Origin of the sequence: Novosphingobium piscinae (assembly GCF_014230355.1) — a bacterium.
GTDB classification, from domain to species: Bacteria; Pseudomonadota; Alphaproteobacteria; order Sphingomonadales; family Sphingomonadaceae; genus Novosphingobium; species Novosphingobium piscinae.
Window position 1 is genome coordinate 92,721 of the sequence record NZ_JACLAX010000005.1, and the last position, 18,831, is coordinate 111,551.

Sequence of the window (18,831 nt, forward strand, 5' to 3'; positions counted from 1 at the left end):
AGACAGGACCTCAGCCATGCCGTTCGAGCTCTCGGTCAATCTTGAGTATGCCTTTCAGGAAGCCGGCGAGCGGGTCGAGCAGCGCATCGCGGCGGCCGCAGCCGCGGGGTTCCGCAAGGTCGAGCTGTTTCTGCTGAAGGACCGCGACCTCGCCGCGATCCGCGCCGCGCTTGATGCGCACGGCGTGACTCTGATCAGCACGGTGGCCGACTATGTCACCCAGTTGGTCGATCCGGCGACCCACGAGGGGTTTTGCGCCGTGTTCCGGCAGGCTGCCGAGGATGCCCTCGCCCTCGGCTGCCGCAACATCGTGGTGACCTCGGGCCGCGGCGTGCCCTGGCTGAAGCGTCCGGTGCAGTTGCGGATCTTCGCCGATGCGCTGGTCCGGCTGGTGCCGATTGCCGAGGAGCTCGGCGTGACGATCCTGCTTGAATCCGCCAACACCCGGCACGATCACCCGGGGGTGCTGTGCGCCACGACCGGCGACAGCATCGCCGTGGCCGAAATGGTCGGCTCGCCCCGTGTGCGCGTTCTGTACGACATCTACCATTCGGTCGTAGAAGGGGAAAATCCGGCTGCGGTCCTCCCCCAGGTCTTGCCCTTCCTCGATCACGTGCAGATCGCCGATGCCCCCGGACGCGGCGAACCCGGCAGCGGAGCAATCGACTGGCCAGCCATGCTGGCTCTGCTGGAGCAGCATGGCTATCGCGGCACCATCGGGATCGAGTGCCTGCCGACCGGGCCTTCGCCCCAGGCCTTCACGCTGATCCGATCGCTCGCAGCGGGCACCTGAGCCGGCCCGCGGGGCCCGGCTAGCGCGGCTCCTCGGCGGCAGCGACGGTGACGCACAGACCGAGCTGCCCATCCTGCCGGTCGGACAGGGTCAGGTCCAGAGCATAGGCCGCCACGATATCGCGCGCGATCGCCAGACCCAACCCCGAACCGGGCCGGTCCGGGTCGAAGCGCAGTCCGGCCTCGCCCGCGCGGCAACGCTCCTCGCCGGTCATGCCGGGCCCATCGTCGGCGATGGTGATCCGGCCCGCGGCGACACCGACGTCGACCCGCGTGCGCGCCCATTTGCCGGCATTGTCGAGCACGATCGAGAGCAGCTCGGTGAGATCGCTGGGGTCGATCGGCAGGCTCGCATCAGCCGGCACCGGGGCGCTCTCGACGAAGGCGATGCCGGGATGAAGCCGACGCATGGCCGAAAGGATCGGGGCGAGCGTCGGGGCGATCCGGCAGATGGCCCCGGGCAGGTTGCCGGTCACCGCCGCGCGGGCCCGGGCCAGGCGCAGCTCGATCTGCTGGGCCATGCGTTGGGCCTGGTCGAGCAGGACCTGAGCGGACTCCTGCGTGCCGGGTTCGCGTGCCAAGCGTTCCGCCTCGTCGATAATCACCGCCAGCGGCGTGCGCAGGCTGTGTGCGAGGTTGCCGGCCTCGACCCGAGCCCGCTCCACCACCCCCGCGGTGTGGGCGATGTAGGCGTTGAGATCGTCGGCCAGCGGCGCAATCTCGAGCGGCATCGCCCCGCGCAGCGCCTCGCGGTCGCCCTGCCGGAGCCGGCCGATGGCCGCGGCCAGCCGGTCAAGCGGCTCGAACGCGAACAGCACGACCGCCCCGCCGATCAGCAGCAGGGTCAGCGCCAGCCCGCCCAGCCAGCCGGTCAGATCGCGGGTGAAATCGGAGATCGTCGCGTCGAGCAGCCGCTCGTCGGTGGCGATCATGTAGTGGACGTCCTGGCCCTGCGGCCCCTTCGCCACGAAGCCGTAGGTGATCGCCGGGCCGCTCGGCCCCTTGTCGATGCGATGCAGCACCTGCGCCGAATGGGCCACCTGCTCGTCGAGCGCCCCGCGCCGCATCGAGAGCGAGCGCAGGGGGGGATGCCCGTCGACGTTCACCTGCCAGTAGAACCCGGACATCGGAACAAGGTAGCGCGGATCGGACAGCGGTCGGGTCAGTACCGGAGCCCCGTCCGCCTTGAGCCGGATCAGTCCGGCCAGCTCTTGGACGTGGACCTCGAGCTCCTCATGGAAGCCCAGTTCGACATGCTTGGCGAACAGCCGCGTCGCCGAGACCCAGATCCCGCCGATGCCCACCACCACCCAGGCCAGGATGGCCAGCAGCAAGCGCAGGCGCAGACTGTTCCAGCCCCACCGCCGGGCAACCCCGTACCGCCGGCTCATGCCGCGCCGAACCGGTAGCCCAGCCCGCGCAGGGTGCGGATCCGTCCCGCGCCGATCTTGCGGCGCAGGCGCGAAACCAGCACCTCCACGGCATTGAGATCGCGATGGGTATCAAGGTCGTACAGATGCTCAACAATTGCGCCCTGGGACAGCACTTGCCCGGGATGGCGCAGAAACAGGTGGAGCAGCCGGAACTCCTGCTTGCTCAGCGTGATCGGCTGGCCCTCGGACTCCACCTCGCCGCTGATCACGTCGAGCCGGACGCCCTCAACCTCGAGCCAGGTGCCCCGCACGCCGATCTGCCGCCGCAACAAGGCGTGGAGGCGTGCCAGCAGCTCCTCGAACCGGACCGGCTTGACCACGAAATCATCGGCGCCGAGATTGAGACCCTCGACCTTGTCCTGCCACGATCCGCGGGCAGTGAGGATCAGCACCGGACATGCGACCCGCCGCAAACGCCAGCCACGCAACAGGTCGAGTCCGCTGCCGTCAGGCAGGCCGAGGTCAAGGATGACAGCCGCCAGCATGTCCATGTCGGGCCAGGCCTCGCCCTCCTCGCGCGATCGCGCCAGGTCGACTGCGAACCCCGCTCCCCGCAGGCGCTCGGACAGGCGCTGCGCCAGTTGATCGTCATCCTCGACCAGCAGGATTCGCACGCTCCGCTCCCTTGCTCTTGTGAAGCTGACAATAGACCGCAAAACTGACAAGCTCCTGTCAGCTTTCTAGGGCATTGCCGGAATCATGACCACGCTCTCCGTCGATCCGCGCGCCCTGGCCGCTGGCTTCGCCCTGCTGCTTGCCGGAGCGGGGGCCTACTGGACGCTGGCCACCGATCCCGAGGCTGAGCCCGCCGCCGAAGCTCCGGCCGCCGCCCCGGGCGCGCTCGATGCCGCGCAGATCCAGCGTCTGGGCATCCGTCTCGAGCCCGCCCGCGCCGTGACCGGGATTCCGATCGCCACGGTTCCCGCCGTGGTGACCCTGCCGCCCGATGCCCGGGTGGCAGTGACCTCGCCCTTCGCGGGCACGGCGCTGAGGGTCTTCGTCACGCCCGGACAACAGGTTGCGCGCGGCGCTCCGCTGGCGATCGTACGGGCGCCGGAGACCATCCAGTTCGGAGCCGAACTCGCCCGGACCGAAGCCGACCTTGCCTTTGCCCGCAGCCAGGCCGCCCGGCTCGAGACTCTGGCCCGCGAGGGGGTGATCGCCGGGGTGCGGGCCGACGAGGCCCGCGCCACCCTGCGCCGATCCGAGGCGACCAGCCGCGAGAACCGCCGCCTGCTTGCCCTCGCCGGGGCCGCAGCAGATGGGACGGTGACGCTGCGGGCACCAATCGCCGGGCGGGTAGCCAGTGTCGGCATCGATGCCGGCGCCGCGCTGAGTCCAGCCGGGCCGGCACCCTTCCTGATTGAGAACGATGCGGCTCTAGCGCTTGACCTGCAACTGCCCGAACGGCTCGCCGGAACGGTCAGGCCCGGCATGCTGGTGGCCGTCCTGCCGGCCAACGGCGACAGGCCGATAGCCTCCGGGCAGATCCTTTCGGTCGCTCCCTCGCTCGATCCCCAGAGTCGCTCGGTGCTTGCCCGCGCCAGCCTGGCGGAGCCCGGGGGATTAATTCCCGGCAAGGGCGTGAGCGCGGTCATCACCGACCCGGCCGCACCCGCCCGCGCCGGGGTGAGCGTGCCCTCCGCGGCGGTGGCCCGCATTGCCGAGGCCGATCAGGTCTTCGTCCGCGCGGGCGGACGGTTTGCCCTGCGCAAGGTCCGGGTAGTCGCGCAAAGCGGGGGTCGCTCGATCCTGGCGGAGGGTCTGCGCGTCGGCGAACAGGTCGCGGTGAGCGGTGTGGCCGAACTCAAGTCCCTGCTGTCAGGACAATAGCACCGTGCTGCGCCGCCTGGTCGAACGTGCTCTCGCGCTACGCCTTGCCGTCCTTGGCCTGGCAGTGCTGTTGGCCGGTCTGGGCGCCTGGGCCTTCGTCCAGCTGCCGATCGATGCCTTCCCCGACATCAGCTCGACCCAGGTCAAGATCATTCTCAAGGCCCCTGGGATGACGCCCGAGGAGGTCGAGAGCCGGGTGATCACCCCGATCGAGATGGAGATGCTGGGGATTCCCCACCAGACCAACCTGCGTTCTGTGGGCAAGTACGCGATCGCCGACATCACAATCGACTTCAAGGACGGCACGGACATCTATTGGGCGCGCAGCCAGGTGGCCGAGCGGCTGAATGCGCTGCTCGGCGAGTTGCCCGCCACGGTCAGCGGCGGGATGGCGCCTATCTCGACTCCCCTGTCGGACATGTACATGTTCACCCTCGCCGGACCGCAGGATCTCGCGGAGAAACGCCGCGTGCTCGACTGGGTGATCCGCCCGGCGCTGCGCACGGTTCCGGGGGTGGCTGACGTCAATGCGCTGGGCGGCTTCGTCGAAACCTTCGAAGTTGCCCCCGACGCCGCCGCGCTGGCCGCGGCCGGATTGACCGTGGGCGAGCTGGGCAGCGCGATCGAGGCGGCGAACCGCAATGATGGCGCCGGGCGACTGGTCAATGGCGAGGAGGCCCTGATCGTGCGCTCGACCGGCGCCTTCGGCTCGCTCGCAGACCTCTCCGCCGTAGTCGTCCGCTCGGCGGCGGGCCGCATCGTGCGGGTGGGCGACGTTGCCGCCGTGCGTCCCGGCGCCCTCACCCGGTACGGCGCGGTGACCCACAACGGCAAGGCCGAGGCGGTGGAGGGCCTGGTAATCGGCCTGCGCGGCGCCGATGCCGGCCAGGTCGTCGCCGGGGTCAAACAGCGCCTCGCCGAGATCGCGCCCAGCCTGCCCCCAGGGATGACGATCGCGCCATTCTATGACCGGTCCGACCTGATCGGCCATGCGGTCGGTACGGTCGAGGAGGCCCTGCTCGAGGCGACAGTGCTGGTGGTCGTCCTGCTGCTGCTGTTTCTGGGCGATGTCCGTGCCGCAGTGATCGTCGCGCTCGCCTTGCCGATGGCGGCACTGCTCACCTTCATCGCCATGCGTGCGGTGGGACTCACCGCCAATCTCATGAGCCTGGGCGGACTGGCCATCGCTGTGGGCATCCTGGTCGACGGCGCCGTCGTGGTGGTCGAGAACGTGGTTGAACGCCTGTCCGACCCGCGACACCAGACCGCGGGCAAGCTCCACACAGTGTTCCTTGCCGCCGCCGAAGTGGCCATGCCGGTCGCCTCGGGGCTGGCGATCATCGCGCTGGTGTTCCTGCCCTTGCTGACGCTTGAGGGGCTCGAGGGCAAACTCTTCGCCCCGGTCGCCCTGACGATCGTGCTGGCCCTGCTCGGCGCGCTGGTGCTGTCGCTGACGCTGGTTCCGGTTCTGGCCTTCTATGTCCTGCAGGTCCGCGACGGGCATCACGAACCGTGGCTGATGCGCCAGCTGAGCCCGCGCTACGGCCGCATGCTCAATCTCGCCTTCGCGCACCAGCGGACCGTCTTCGTGGGCGCCGGGGCCGCGCTGGTCCTGGCCGGCGTAGCCTATGCGGTGACCGGCAAGACTTTCCTCCCGACAATGGACGAGGGCTCGGTGATCGTCCAGCTCACCAAGTTGCCCTCGGTCTCGCTCGATCACAGCACGGCGGGCGACATGCGGGTCCAGCAAGCGATCCTGGAGCAGGTGCCCGAAGTGACCGAAGTGATCGCGCGGGTCGGATCGGACGAGCTGGGGCTTGATCCGATGGGGCTCAACGAGACCGACAGTTTCCTGCAGCTCAAGCCGCGGAGCGAATGGCGGGTCAGCGACAAGGACTGGCTTGTCGACCAGCTGCGTCAGGTCATGGCGGGATTCCCCGGGATCGAGCCAAGCTTCACCCAGCCGATCGAGATGCGCATTTCCGAGATGCTGACTGGCGCGCGGGGCGATCTGGCGATCAAGCTGTTCGGTCCCGACAATGCCGAGCTGGCCCGGCTGGCGGCGCGGATCAAGACCCGGCTCGAGGCAGTGCGCGGCACCAGCGAGGCCATGACCGCGGCCGATGCCCGGGTCGACTATCTCCAGCTCGATATCGACCGGCAGGCCGCCGGGCGCGTCGGCATGCCGGTGAGTGAACTGCAGGACGCGCTGCGCGCCCAGGTCGAGGGGGTGCGCGCCGGCGTGATCGCCGATGGGGTGCGACGCGTGCCGATTGTCATCCGCGGCGAATCCCGCGGGCTCACCCCGCAAGCCTTCGCGGATCTGCCGCTACGGACACCAAGCGGACTGTTGGTACGGGCCAGCGACGTCGCGCAGGTCCGGCAGGTCGAGGGACCGGTCAAGCTCGAGCACGAAAACGGCTCGCGCTACGCGCTGATCCAGGCCTTCGTCTCGGGCCGGGATCTGGTGGGCTATGTTGCCGATGCGAAGGCTGACATCGCGGCCAACGTGCCCCTGCCGCCGGGTTACCGGATGGTCTGGGGCGGCCAGTTCGAGAACCAGCAACGGGCTTCGGCGCGACTGGCGGTAGTCCTGCCGATCGCCCTGCTGATGATCTTCGCGGTCCTCTATGCCACCCTCGGCTCGCTCCGGGCCGCGCTGCTCATCCTGCTGATGATCCCCTTCGCAATGGTGGGCGGCATGGTCTCGCTGGCGCTCTCGGGCGAGTATCTTTCGGTGCCGGCCTCGGTCGGGTTCATCGCCCTGCTCGGCATCGCCGTGCTCAATGGCCTGGTTATGGTCAGCTATTTCCGCCAGCTCCGGGATGGTGGGATGAGCCTGGCCGAGGCGGTCAGGCGCGGGGCAGAACGGCGGCTGCGGCCAGTGTTGATGACCGCTTCGATCACGGCCTTCGGGCTGGTTCCGCTGTTGTTTGCCTCGGGTCCGGGATCGGAGATCCAGAAGCCGTTGGCCATCGTCGTGATCGGCGGGCTGCTCTCCTCCACCCTGCTCACCCTCGTGCTCCTGCCGATCCTCTATGCCCGCTTCGGCGAGAGTCCGGCCGAGCGCAGCGCGGGAGGGCTGCCCGATGCGTGAGCGGCCATTCCGGCGGTGGGGAATCCTGGCCCTGGCCGCGCTGTGGAGTGCCCCGGTCGCAGCCGAGCCGGCGCTGCCCCCGCCCGATGCCGTGGCGGCGGCGCTCGATGCCGCGCCCGCGGTGATCGCTGCCGAGGCGCGCACCGACGCCGCTCGCGCCGAGGCACGCGCGCTGGCCCGCGGCACCCAGGAGTTCTCGCTTACGACCGGCTTCATGAGCCGCTCGATCGACCGCGAAGGGCGCTACAACGAATACGACGCCGTGCTCAGTCGCCCGATTCGCCTTCCCGGCAAGGGCCAGCTCGATCGCGCGGCGGGCGAGTTCGGGCTATCGGTGGCCCGCAACCGGGCCGAGGATGCCCGTCACCAGACCGCGCTGCTGCTGGCCGACAGCTGGTGGGACTGGGTGGCTGCCGCCGCTGAAGTGCGGGTAAACCGCCAGGCCGCCGAGAACTATCGCGGCATGCTCGCCGCGGTGCGCCGCCGGGTTGCGCTGCGCGATGCAGCGGCGCTCGAGGCGGACCAGACCGAGGCAGCCCTGGGTGGAGCGCTGCTGGCGCTCGAGCAGGCCGAAGGGCGGATGGCCGTGGCGCGTGCCCGGCTGGCGGCCCGGTTCCCGTCACTGCCGCTCCCCGATGCAGCCCCGGAACCTGACGCACCCGAACTGCCCGGCGAGGGCCTGGCACCGTTCGGCGCGAAGGTCGTGGCCCGCAGCCATGAGATCGCCGCAGCGGACGCCGAGGCGCAGCGGGTGGCCACCTTGGCCGAACGCGCCCGGGCCGACCGGCTGGCCGATCCTTCGCTGGGGGTGCGCCTGTTCTCCGAGCGCGGCGGCCTTGAGCGGGGGGCCGGTGTGGTGGTGACCCTTCCGCTGGGCGGCGGCCATCGCCGCGCACTGGCCGATCGCGCCTCGGCCGAGGCCAGTGCGGCGCAGGCCGATGCCGCGGCTGCGCGCCAGGTGGTCAACGAGATGGCCACCGCCGACATGACCCTGGCCGAGGCCGGCTATGCCGCGTGGCGGCGCGCGCGGGAAGGCCTCGATGCGCAGGTCGCGGCGCTGATGAAGCTGCGCCGCGGTCAGGCCGCCGGGGAGTTTGGCCTGGCCGAGGTACTGCTGGGCGAACGCCAGGTGCATGATGCCTTCCGCGCCGAGGCCCTTGCCCGGATCGAGGCGCAGCGCGCCCTGACCCGGCTGCGGATCGACAGCCACGAGCTGTGGATCACTGAATAGATGCCGCGTCTGGTGCTCCCGCTCGGGCTCAGCGCTGGCTGCACGAGCCGCCCGCGCCAGGCCCCGGGTCGCGGCCCAGCGGGGAGGAACCTGCTGCACAGCCGGCTGACGGGACGATAGTCGTCAACGGCAGAGGATCGGCTGCCACCGACGGCGCCACCGGGGCGGGCCCAACGATCGGCGAAGGCCAGGTCGTCAGCTTGAGGCTCTCGATCGTGAGCGTCCCGGCGGTCCAGTCGATCACGTAGTTGGGACTGGTCAGCCCATCGGCACCCAGACGATAGGTCCCCGGATGGACCGCGCCTTGCGCATTTCCAGTGTATCTCAGCATGCCCGTCAGGCTGGCCGGGGTGTCGCCGTTGACCAGCCCGTCGATCATCACGCCATTGCCGCCGCTCCAGCCGAAGCCATCATAGGTCTTGGCGGCATCGCGCACAGTGATGGTCAGCGGCGCGGGAGTGATGCGGTAGGCACCGGCATTGCCGTCGGCCTGGCGGGCCGTGATCGCATAGTTGCGGCTGGTCAGCCCGCTGCCGCTGATCCCGTAGACCCCGGCACCCGCACCGGCGGTAGCCGTGGTGGACCAGCCGACCATGCCGCTAAGCTGCGCCAGCCCCTCGCCGTTGACGAAGCCACTGCCCGTGACGGTTCCGTCCAGCGCTGCAAGCGGGCTGCCGTAGAGGCTTGAGCGCAGGGCCGCGGCATAGGTCAGGGTCAAGGGAGCGGGGTCGATGGTCAGGCTGCCGTCGACATAGCGGATCGTATAGTTGGCAAGGCCCGCCCCGGTCGCGTCGCGCAGGCTGTCGCGATAGGTGCCGGCGTCGATGCCGCGCGCCAGCCCCGCCACGCCGGTCACGCTGTCGTTGCCGATCAGCCCCGTCACACTGAATCCATTGTCCTGCGTTCGGCCCGAATAGGTCGCGCGGGTGGTGGCGCCGGTGATGGTCAGCGGCGCCGGGGTCACCGTGTAGGCCGCGGCATTGCTGGGGTCCTGAACCGCCGAGATGACATAGTTGCTGCTGGTGAGGCCCGATCCGGTCACCTCGTAAGCACCAACGCCCGATCCCTGGCTGACGGGGCTTGACCAGGTCAGCGCACCGCCAAGCTGCGCCAGCCCCTCGCCGTTGACGAAGCCGCTGCCCGTGACGGTTCCGTCCAGCGCTGCGAGCGGGTCGCCATAGACGCTGCTGGCCGGATTGGCGGTGTAGGTGAGCGTCAGGGCCTTGGGCGCGACGAAGACGCGCCCGGTGGAAGCGAACCGCACGGCATAGCCATTGAGCCCGGAGACTGTGCCCTGCGCGAGGGAGATCGCGTAAGGCCCCCCGTCCACAGACGCCGTCGCCTCCGCCCCCGCCGAGCCGAGCAGCGGCGCGCCGCTCCACGCAGAGGCCGCCGTATCGCCAAGGAATGCCCCCGCGACGCCCGGGTGATAGCCGGTGACCTCAGTCACAGTGTCAAGGATCGGGGTCGCATCAAAGCCATAGGTCTTGTGGAGATCGACGGTGTTGAAATCGAGCGTGGGCTGTGCCCCGAAAACATAGCGGTTGCCGGGCTGAGACACGGGGGTGTTCGCCGCGACCCACGACCTGTTCCAGATCGCCGTGTTGCCCGAATCGAGCCCGCCAAACCGGGCAGTGTCCGGGCTGGACGTGAACACCTGCCAGCGGCCGTTGGGCGTGGACAAGGCATTGGGTCCGGCATCATTGAGGAAGTTGCGCTCGGCACCAAGGCGGATGGCGGTGCCGCTGGCGGTCGATGTCAACATGGCGCCCGGCTCCAGGCTCAGATCGGCTTCGCCGTTGAACCCGGCCTGGAGCGTGAGGACGCCGGTAGAATCGATCGAACCGAGCGAGAGACTCCCCCAGTTCAGCAGTGTGACGTTGCCGACCGGGCTGGTCGTGACGAAGCGATCGATACCGGACAGAGCCACAAGCTCCCCGGTACCGGAATGCGAAAGCGTGCCGGCGTCAAGTCCGCCGCTGCTGAACAGGCTGGCGCCGCCGGCAACATGGGTCTGGGCGATACCCGAGCCAACGCACCAGCAGCCAAGCAATTCGAGCACACCGGCGAAGACGCTAATCGTGCCCGTGTGGGAATTTCTGGCGCCCAACTGCAGGGTGCCGCCGCCCGTCAAGGTCAATCCGCTTCCGGCTGCATATCCGTAGTCGTTGAAGGCCGCCTGGCTTGTCAGCCTAGCGCCGGGAACAATCGCAAAAGTCGTCGTCTGGTTGGAGCTGCCGCCGAGCAGGATCTGGCTGTTGCTGCCGCTCGCGAGGATGCTGGACGTGGCATTGACGGTGACGGTGCCGCTCAGCCCGAACGAGCCCCAGACCGGGGTAGCGCCGCCATTGGCATTCAGCGTGCCGCCATTGAGTGTCAGGTTCCACAGCCGGTTGTAGTAGCCATTGGACCGGATTTCACCTCCTGCATTGACGATAATCGCAGCGGATGAGGTGGTGGTGTCATCTCCCCAGGTATCATTGCGACCGAAGCCGAGGATGCCGCCGGAATTGACCTGGATGGTGCCCGCGCTGAGGCTGGTTCCGTTGCCGGAAAAGGTCAGTGTCCCGCTATCGATCGTGATCGGGCCGGAGTGGGTGTTGCGCCCGCTGAGCGTCAGGGTGCCGGTGCCGACCTTGGTCAGGGCCAGCGCGCTGGTTCCATTCTCCAGCACGCCGCTGAACGTGGTGCTGGTATCGTTGCTGCCTACGGTCAGGGTCACCGGACTGGCCCCGGAATTGGTCACTCGGCCGGCTCCCGCCAGCGAACCAATGGTGATCGGAAAGCCGGCCAGATCGAGCGACCTGCCCGAGCTGATCGTGACCGCCGAGCCGCTGCCAAAAGCCGTGGCTGAGCCAGCCACGAAGCTGCCGCTAGTGACCGCCGTGGCGCCGGTATAGCTGTTGTTCCCGGTCAGCGTGATCGTGCCCGTGGCGATGGATCCGACGCTGCCCGTACCCGAAATGGCATTGCCAAAGGTCAAGGCATTGGTGCGCTGGAACTGCAGCGAGGCGTTGTTGACAATCGCGGTGTTGCCGAGGCTGCCAGTCGTGCCGTTGGCGCCGATCCGCAGAATGCCGGCGCTGATCGTGGTCTGTCCGGTGTAGGTGTTCGCCCCCGACAGAGCGAGGGCACCGGTGCCCACCTTTGTCAATGCAAGCTGCCCGGCCCCATCCTCGATCACACCCGAATAAATCGTGGTCGCGTTTAGTCCGCCCACTGTGAGAGTGACGGAGCTGGCAGCACTTGAGGTGACTACCCCCGAACCCGACAGAGAGCCAAAGGTCACGGAGAAGCCGGCGAGGTCCACCGTCCGTCCAGCGCTGATCGACAGGGCCGAATTGCTGCCAAAAGCCGTGGCCGAACCGGCGCGCAGGTTGCCATTGATTGCACTTGTGGCGCCGGTATAGCTGTTGTTTCCGGTCAGCGTGAGCGTGCCGGCCCCGGCATTGGTCACCGTCCCAGTGCCCGAAATGGCATTGCCAATGGTGACCGCATCGCTCCGCTGGAACCGCAAGTTGGCGTTGTTGAGCACAGCGCCGCTTCCCAGCGTACCCGAGGTCTGGCCGTCGCCAATGCGCAAGAGGCCACCGCTGATTGTGGTCAGCCCGCTGTAAGTATTGGTACCCGTCAACAGAAGTAGACCCAGCCCGATCTTGGTCAGCGCCAGCGCTCCCGCCCCATCCTGAAGCTGCCCCGCGAAGGTCGTGGTGACGTTGGCACCGCCCACGGTTAGAGTCGCCGCGGTGGCTTGGGAATTGGTGACCGTGCCGGAACCGGCCAGAGAGCCGATGCTGACCGCAGAACCCGCGAGATCGAGCGAGGTGCCGCTGCTCATCGTCACCGCCGAATTGCTGCCGAAGGCCGTGGTCGATCCGGCGCGCAGGGTGCCGGCGGACAGGGTGGTCGCCCCGCTGAAGGTGTTGGCGCCGGCCAGCACCAGGGTCCCCGCTCCCTGCTTGGTCAGCCGGGTGGTGCCGGTGATGGCCCCCGACAGGGTGCCGCTGCCTGCGCCGACATTGGCGGTGAGCAGGCCGCCATTGGCGTTGATCGCACCGCTGCCGGAAATCGCGCCTCCGGCATTGAGCGTCAGATTGAGCTGGTTGGAGGAGGAACTGACGTCGGCATTGAGCAGGATGTCGCGCGTGGCGGTCAGGGTCAGCGTGGCATTCCCGCCTGCGGTCTTGGTGATCGGCGCGGCCAGCGTGATGTCACCTGCCGTGCCGCTGCAGGTGCCGAAGCTGGCATTGCAGGCGGTGGTCGTGGCCGTGACCGAAGTGCCGCCATTGAGCGAGGCCGAAATCGCGGCCGCGCCGGTGGCGTCGATCGTCAGATCCTGCGGGTCGATCAGCCAGGTCCCGCCATCCCCGCCGCGGGCCGCAGCCGAGGCCGCGAAGGCCGACCCGAAGCCGATCTGGCCCAGCGCCGAGGTCTCGATGAAGCCGCCATTGCCCGTTGGCCCGAGCGCGTCGGCACTGACCTGGCCGGACAGGTGCGTCGTGCCGTCTGACCAGAGCACCACGGTCCCGCCGTCGCCGCCTGCCGTCGCGTCGGCGCGGACTGTGCTTGAGGCATCCATGGTGAGCCGCTGGGCCGTGGTAAGCCCGGCACGAACCGCGCCGGCAATGTCCCCGCCGAGGCGGACCGTGCCGCCGCCGGTTGCGCCGCTGGCGGTCACACTCGCTCCGATTAGCGCGAGGGTGGCGCCGCCGACGTCGATCGTCCCACCACGGCCGGTGGCCGATGTTGCATCGAGCGTGCCAGCGAGGCGCAGGTCCCCATCGCCGCCCTCGATCACGATGGTGCCGCCCTCCGCCCGTGCACCGGTGGCGCGCAGGGTGCCGGTCAGGTTGACCGTGTTGCGCACCAGTTCCGCGGCATCGGCGGCGCGCAATTCGATGCGGTCGGCGGCGATGTGTCCGTCGGCCGTGAGCAGACTGTCCCCGCCCATGGCATGACTGGGCAAGGTGACCTGGAGGAACTGGTCCCCGCCGAGATCGAGCGTCGCCGCAGCGCCGGCGCCGAGACCGATCCGCCCGAGCGGCGCGCGGATCGTGCCGGTCTGGCTCACCCTGGCGCCCAGCAGCGCGGTGAAGCCGCCCTCGCCGACGGTGATCCGCCCGGCGCTGTGGACCTCACCGGCACGATCACCGGCGAAACGCAGCGACCCGGCAAGGAAATCCCGATCGGTGAGATCGAGCGTCGAGGCCACGAAGCCCCCGGTCGTGTCGACCGTGCCGGTGGATGTCAGGGCGATGCCGTTGGGGTTGATCAGGAACACCTGGCCATTGCCGCTGATCTGGCCGGCAATCACCGAAGGCGCACTGCTGCTGACCCGGTTGAGCGTGGCGGCACTGGCATCCGGCGCGTTGAAACGGACGCTGGCCCCGGCGCCGACCGAGAAGCTGTCCCAGGCGATGACCGCGCGGCTGGACCCCTGATCGATCGTCAGCGTGCGCCCGGCTGCGCTGATGGCCGCCTGGCCGGCGGTCACCGCCCCGCCGGTCGGAAGAAACTCATCCGCACGCACGGCGCCCGGCAAGACGGCAAGGCCGAGCGCGGTGCCGGCCAGCCAGAGCGCGGGGCGGCCGGTCCGTCGGCGGGGTGCGGCGGAAAGGCAAACGGGCAGAACAGCGACAGCGGCGGAGCGCAGGGCGAACAGCATCGGCTACAGCCTCACACTAAGGGTCAAGGTGGCTCGGACGGCATCGGTGCGGCCGGACAGGTCGGTGAACTGGCGGGCGACCTCGAAGCCCAGCTCGGTGCCGCGGCCGCTGGCGCCCAGCAGCTGGCCGCGGGCGCCAAGCCCGACCGAGCCCGCGCGGATGCTCCCGGCCTCGACCGCGGTTGGCCGAGCGATCGCGCCGGCGCCGCCAGCGGCGAAGGCATAGGGCTGGATCTCCGCCCGCGCCGACAGGCCGACCGGCGGCAGGATCAATTCGCCGCGCAGGGTGGCGCCCTGATCGACGGTGAAGCTTCCCCCAGCAAACCCGGACACTCCGTTGTCGGCGCTCAGGGCGAACTGCTCGGAGAGGAACAGCGCCCGGCCCAGCCCGGTCAGCGCCCGGCCCTGGATGTCCAGCACCAGCGCACCGGCTACGCGCTGGCTCAGCCGCACGTGGCCCTGAAGGCTGGTGAAGCGGTTGTCGGCGCCATCCCGCGAATGGGGAACCAGCGTGGTGGCGGCGGTACCGCCCAGGCCCCGCGACAGGGTCAGACCAAGCTGGCGCACCCCGCCGGTCGTCTGCCCGCGCCAGGTCAGACCAAGCCGCAAGGCAGCATAGTCGTCATGGCTCAGCCGCGTCGCGAAATCCGGGGCGGCATTGGTTTGCACGATCTTTTCGATCGCCATGCGCAGGTCGAGACTGGAGCTGCGGCGCCGTTCGAGCGCGGCCTGCAAGGCCAGCTGCGCCCGGGTAAACCGGCCCACGGTGCGAGGGGCCGTGGCGATCCGGTCGGGTTCGGTCCGCGCCGCGATCAGGTCAGCGCCCAGCGCCAGCCCCTTGGCATTGAGCGGTACGTTCAGCCCAAGCCCGAGCGAGCCGACGCGGGGACGACCCCAGCCATGCCGCGCCAGATCGGTCTGGCTGCCGACATAGGCATAGACCTGTTCCCCCCGCCCGGCCAGGCTGCTGCCGACCAGGCTGCCATTCCACTGCCAGGTGCCGAGGCTGACCGGAAGCCGGTTGTCGAGCGCGAGCCGGCCCTGCCACCGATCGAGGCTTCCGGCGACGGTCAGGCGCACCCCACCCGGCGCATCGCCCGGTGCCAGGGCGCTGCGCAGGGTGACCCCGGCCAGTTCGCCCGCAAGCAGCACGGCCCGCTCAAGCTGGGCCAGCTGCAGCTGCCGCTGGTTGATGAGGGGTTCCAGCCGCGCCCGTACCGCCGAGCGCACCGGCCCCGGGACCCCGGCCAGATCGACCGCTTCGATGAACCCGTCGACCACCACGATCCGCGCCGTGGCGCCGGGGCCCAGGCGTTGCGGCGGCACGATGACCCGGGCGAAGACGAAGCCGGCGCGGGCGTAATCCTGCTCGAGCGCGCGGGCCAGAGCGAACAGGCCCGACAGCGAACGGACCTCGGCCGGTACGCGGCGGGCCAGGCGGCCATGCGCCGCGCTCATGGAGGCGAAGCCGCCCTCCACCTGCACGCCCGACAGCGACAGCGGAAAGTCGGGCTCGGTCGGCAGTGCCCGGGGTTCGGCAGGCGCCTCGTCGGGCAGGGCCGGCCGGGAGGGCGTGTTCGCCATCGGAGCGGCCGTCGGCGGGGTCACCTGGCTGGGCAGGACTGGCTGGGCATTGAGCCGGCCGGAGCCTGGGCCATGCACCAAGAGCAGCGCCAAGAGCGACACCAGTACCACATGCCCGCACCGTCGCTGACGGGCAGGCGCGGCTTCGGAGCCGATGAAGGCATGGCGCAGCATCGAAATCATGCGCACCGTTTGTCACGGAGATTCAAACTTCATTCTAAAAAGCGGAGTTATTATTGTGCCCCCTAGGCATGCTTATGGGGTTTTTTATCTGTAACTCCGGTATCTTTCCTAAGTATAAGCAGTTATCCGTATTCGCGCGGTCAGCATAGTTGCGGTGGTAGCGCCAAGCTGCTGGCGGCAGACGGCAAGGCGGGCCTCGCGGCGCCAGCTTGTTGCGGTGCCATACGGACGGGGCGGGAACGGGCCCCAGCGCGATCGGCGCGGGCCCGCCTTATCGTGGCTTTGCCAACAATCACCCCGCCGTGACATTTGCGCCACTCCGCACTTCGTGCCATTTTTTGCAGCAACTTACATCAAGTTCAGCACAATTCACTTCAACCGCACACCGATGCAGAATCCCGACAATACGCAGTTTGCAGCATACGATGCTGCAACGCAGCGCCGATAGCAGGCTCCATTGCAGTTTATTGCTGCATTGTGTCCGGAGATGTCGTTAATGAAAGCCACCCTGCTCTGCTCGACCGCGCTGCTTCTTTCCATTTCCGCCACGGCGCGCGCAGAGGACGCGGCGGAACCGGCGACCGACATCATCGTGACCGGCACCCGGCAGATCGGCATGAAGGCAGAGGACAGCCCGGCGCCCGTGCAGGTGATCGGCGCGCAGGCGCTACAGTCAGTGGGTCAGCAGGACCTTACCCAGGTGCTGGCGCAGAGCCTGCCTTCGCTGAATTTCCAGGCTTTCGGGGGCGATACCGCAAACCTCACGCTGACCGCGGCGCTGCGGGGGCTGAGCCCGAACGATACGCTCGTGCTGGTCAATGGCAAGCGCCGCCACGGCACCGCCAACCTCGCCGTGCTGGGCGGCTCGCCCTATTCGGGCGCAGCGACCACCGACTTCTCGTTCATTCCCACTGCGTCGATCAGCCGGATCGAAGTGCTGCAAGACAGTGCCGCCGCGCAGTACGGCTCGGATGCGATCGCGGGCGTGGTCAATGTCATCACCAAGAACGCCGATCATGGCGGCCTGATCACCGTCACTGGCGGCAGCAACTACCAGAACGGAGGTGAGACCGCCGCGGCCGCCGCCAACTTCGGCTTCGGTCTGGGTGATCGCGGGTTCGTCAACGTGACCGGCGAATACCGCTTCAGCGACTATACCCAGCACGGCCAGTACGACCGCCGCTTCTTCACCCCAACCGGCCAACTGCTGCCCTCGCTCAATGCGGTGCAGGTGGCCGGGCTGCGCGCCAATCCGCGCTTCCCGAATGTCAACAATATCAACGGCAATGCCCGGTTCTCGCTGTACAATGTGGCGTTCAACGCCGGCTACGACCTGACCGACGACCTCCAGCTCTATGCCTTCGGGTCCTATGGCAATCGCAACGCCAAGGCCTTCCAGAACTATCGCGCACCGGATCGCGTCTCGGGCCGCACCAGCACCGGCACAGTGGTCTATCCGCTGCCGCTCGGGTTCAACCCGCAGGAGAACATCCGCGAGGAAGACTTCTCGCTGACCGCCGGGCTGAAGGGCACGGCCGGCGAGTGGAACTATGACCTGTCGCTGACTTATGGCCGTGATGCCGTGGCGCTGTTCACCATCGATTCCGCCAACCCGGTGCTGTTCTCGATGCTGCAATCGGCCAGTGCCACGCCGCTGACCGGGCTGCAGCGCAACTTCTATGATGGCCAGCTGACCAACAGCGAATGGGTCGGCAACATCGATGTCAGCCGTGATTTCGAAGTCGGCTTCGCCAAACCGCTGACCCTTGCGCTGGGGGGAGAGTTCCGCAAGGGCACCTACCAGATCGCCCAGGGCGAGTACGCCTCCTACATCTTCGGTGGCGCTCAGGCCTATCCCGGCTTCGCGCCGAGCGATGCAGGCAAGTTCGGCCGCAAGAGCTATGCCGGCTACATCGACATCGCCGCCGATCCGGTGGACTCACTCCATCTCGACGTGGCCGGCCGCTATGAACACTATTCGGATTTCGGCTCGGCCTGGTCGGGCAAGTTCACTGCCCGCTACGATTTCTCAGACGCTTTCGCGCTGCGCGGCACGGTCTCGAACGGCTTCCGCGCTCCGTCACTGGCCGAATCCTACTACTCGTCGGTCAATGTCGGCCCGGGCTCGACCTTCGGTCAGCTACCGCCCAACTCGTCGGCCGCGCAGCTCCTCGGTTTCGCCCAGCTGCGACCGGAAAAGTCGACCAACGTGTCGGTCGGCCTGGTGCTGAAGCCCCTGCCAGGGCTGCAGGTGACGATCGACGCCTACCAGATCAAGCTGAAGAACCGGATCGTGCCCTCGGGCGACATTTATGGCACGCTGGGCACCAGCACCGTCTCGCAGGCTGTGGTCAACGCGCTGATCTCGCGCGGGGTCTCGCTGGCCGACGCGACCAGCTATGCGGGCATCAACATCTTCACCAACGGTGTCGACACGCGCACCCGCGGCGTCGAGGCGACGGCCAACTACACCAGCGATTTCGGCGACATGGGCCGGGTCGACTGGTCCCTCGGGCTCAACTACAACAAGACCGACATAACCCGGGTCTCTTCGCTGCCAGCGGCCGTGTTCAACGCCGCCTTCGGCCAGACTGACCTGCTCAGCGTCAACGCCAAGGACGCGTTGTCCACCGCTACGCCGCGGGTCAAGTCGATCGCCAATGCACTGTGGAGTCTCGGCTCGTTCTCGCTCAACCTGCGCGGGACGGTCTATGGTTCGACCCGGCAGCGTCAGCTGGGTGACCAGGTCTACCAGACCGCGATCGGCACGACCTTCATCGCCGACCTCAATGTCGGATACAAACTGACCCCGCTGATCCGTTTCGACGTCGGTGCCAACAACCTGTTCGACAAGCAGGCCCCGACCTTGCCGCTGCGCGCCGATGGCACCAGGCCGATCACCGGCAACGTGTTCAACGCGCCGCTGTCCTACACCCCGTGGGGCATTAACGGCGGGTACTACTATGCGCGGGCCACGATCAACTTCTGACGGAGCCTCATCGGGCCGGACCGG

General features: G+C 68.5%; 9 protein-coding genes. 5 read left to right on the forward strand and 4 right to left on the reverse strand.

Features of this window, described 5'->3' with window-relative positions; genetic code table 11:
* The first annotated feature begins 16 nt into the window (after positions 1–16).
* Positions 17–793, forward strand: a complete 777-nt coding sequence (locus H7F53_RS06855; RefSeq protein WP_185678747.1) for a TIM barrel protein — start codon at positions 17–19, stop codon at positions 791–793.
* A gap of 19 nt (positions 794–812) precedes the next feature.
* Here the strand turns inward: H7F53_RS06855 and H7F53_RS06860 are convergent, their stop codons facing one another.
* Entirely contained in the window at positions 813–2,183 is a 1,371-nt protein-coding gene (locus H7F53_RS06860) for a sensor histidine kinase (protein ID WP_185678748.1), read from the reverse strand.
* Positions 2,180–2,839: a winged helix-turn-helix domain-containing protein gene (locus tag H7F53_RS06865; RefSeq protein ID WP_185678749.1), complete on the reverse strand. Its 660-nt coding sequence runs from the start codon at positions 2,837–2,839 to the stop codon at positions 2,180–2,182. The genes H7F53_RS06860 and H7F53_RS06865 overlap by 4 nt, the downstream gene beginning before the upstream one ends.
* A gap of 85 nt (positions 2,840–2,924) precedes the next feature.
* Between H7F53_RS06865 and H7F53_RS06870 the strand changes: the two genes are divergently transcribed.
* Genes H7F53_RS06870 through H7F53_RS06880 form a run of 3 tightly spaced genes read left to right on the forward strand, consistent with a single transcriptional unit; the run spans position 2,925 to position 8,386 of the window.
* Complete coding sequence (locus tag H7F53_RS06870; RefSeq protein ID WP_185678750.1) at positions 2,925–4,058, forward strand: efflux RND transporter periplasmic adaptor subunit; 1,134 nt, start codon at positions 2,925–2,927, stop codon at positions 4,056–4,058.
* 4 nt (positions 4,059–4,062) lie between these two features.
* Entirely contained in the window at positions 4,063–7,155 is a 3,093-nt protein-coding gene (locus H7F53_RS06875) for a CusA/CzcA family heavy metal efflux RND transporter (RefSeq protein WP_185678751.1), read from the forward strand.
* A complete protein-coding gene (locus tag H7F53_RS06880; RefSeq protein WP_185678752.1) occupies positions 7,148–8,386 on the forward strand; it encodes a TolC family protein in 1,239 nt (412 codons plus the stop codon). The genes H7F53_RS06875 and H7F53_RS06880 overlap by 8 nt, the downstream gene beginning before the upstream one ends.
* A 28-nt stretch (positions 8,387–8,414) precedes the next feature.
* Here the strand turns inward: H7F53_RS06880 and H7F53_RS06885 are convergent, their stop codons facing one another.
* Together H7F53_RS06885 and H7F53_RS06890 are read right to left on the reverse strand one after the other, a co-directional pair.
* Complete coding sequence (locus H7F53_RS06885) at positions 8,415–13,916, reverse strand: two-partner secretion domain-containing protein (protein WP_185678753.1); 5,502 nt, start codon at positions 13,914–13,916, stop codon at positions 8,415–8,417.
* Positions 13,917–14,054: 138 nt separating this feature from the next.
* Complete coding sequence (locus tag H7F53_RS06890) at positions 14,055–15,809, reverse strand: ShlB/FhaC/HecB family hemolysin secretion/activation protein (protein ID WP_185678754.1); 1,755 nt, start codon at positions 15,807–15,809, stop codon at positions 14,055–14,057.
* 505 nt (positions 15,810–16,314) lie between these two features.
* On the opposite strand from H7F53_RS06890, the gene H7F53_RS06895 reads away from it, so the two are divergent.
* The gene (locus H7F53_RS06895; protein ID WP_185678755.1) at positions 16,315–18,807 is read left to right on the forward strand and encodes a TonB-dependent receptor plug domain-containing protein; all 2,493 of its coding nucleotides are present in this window, start codon (positions 16,315–16,317) and stop codon (positions 18,805–18,807) included.
* The last annotated feature ends 24 nt before the right edge of the window (positions 18,808–18,831 follow it).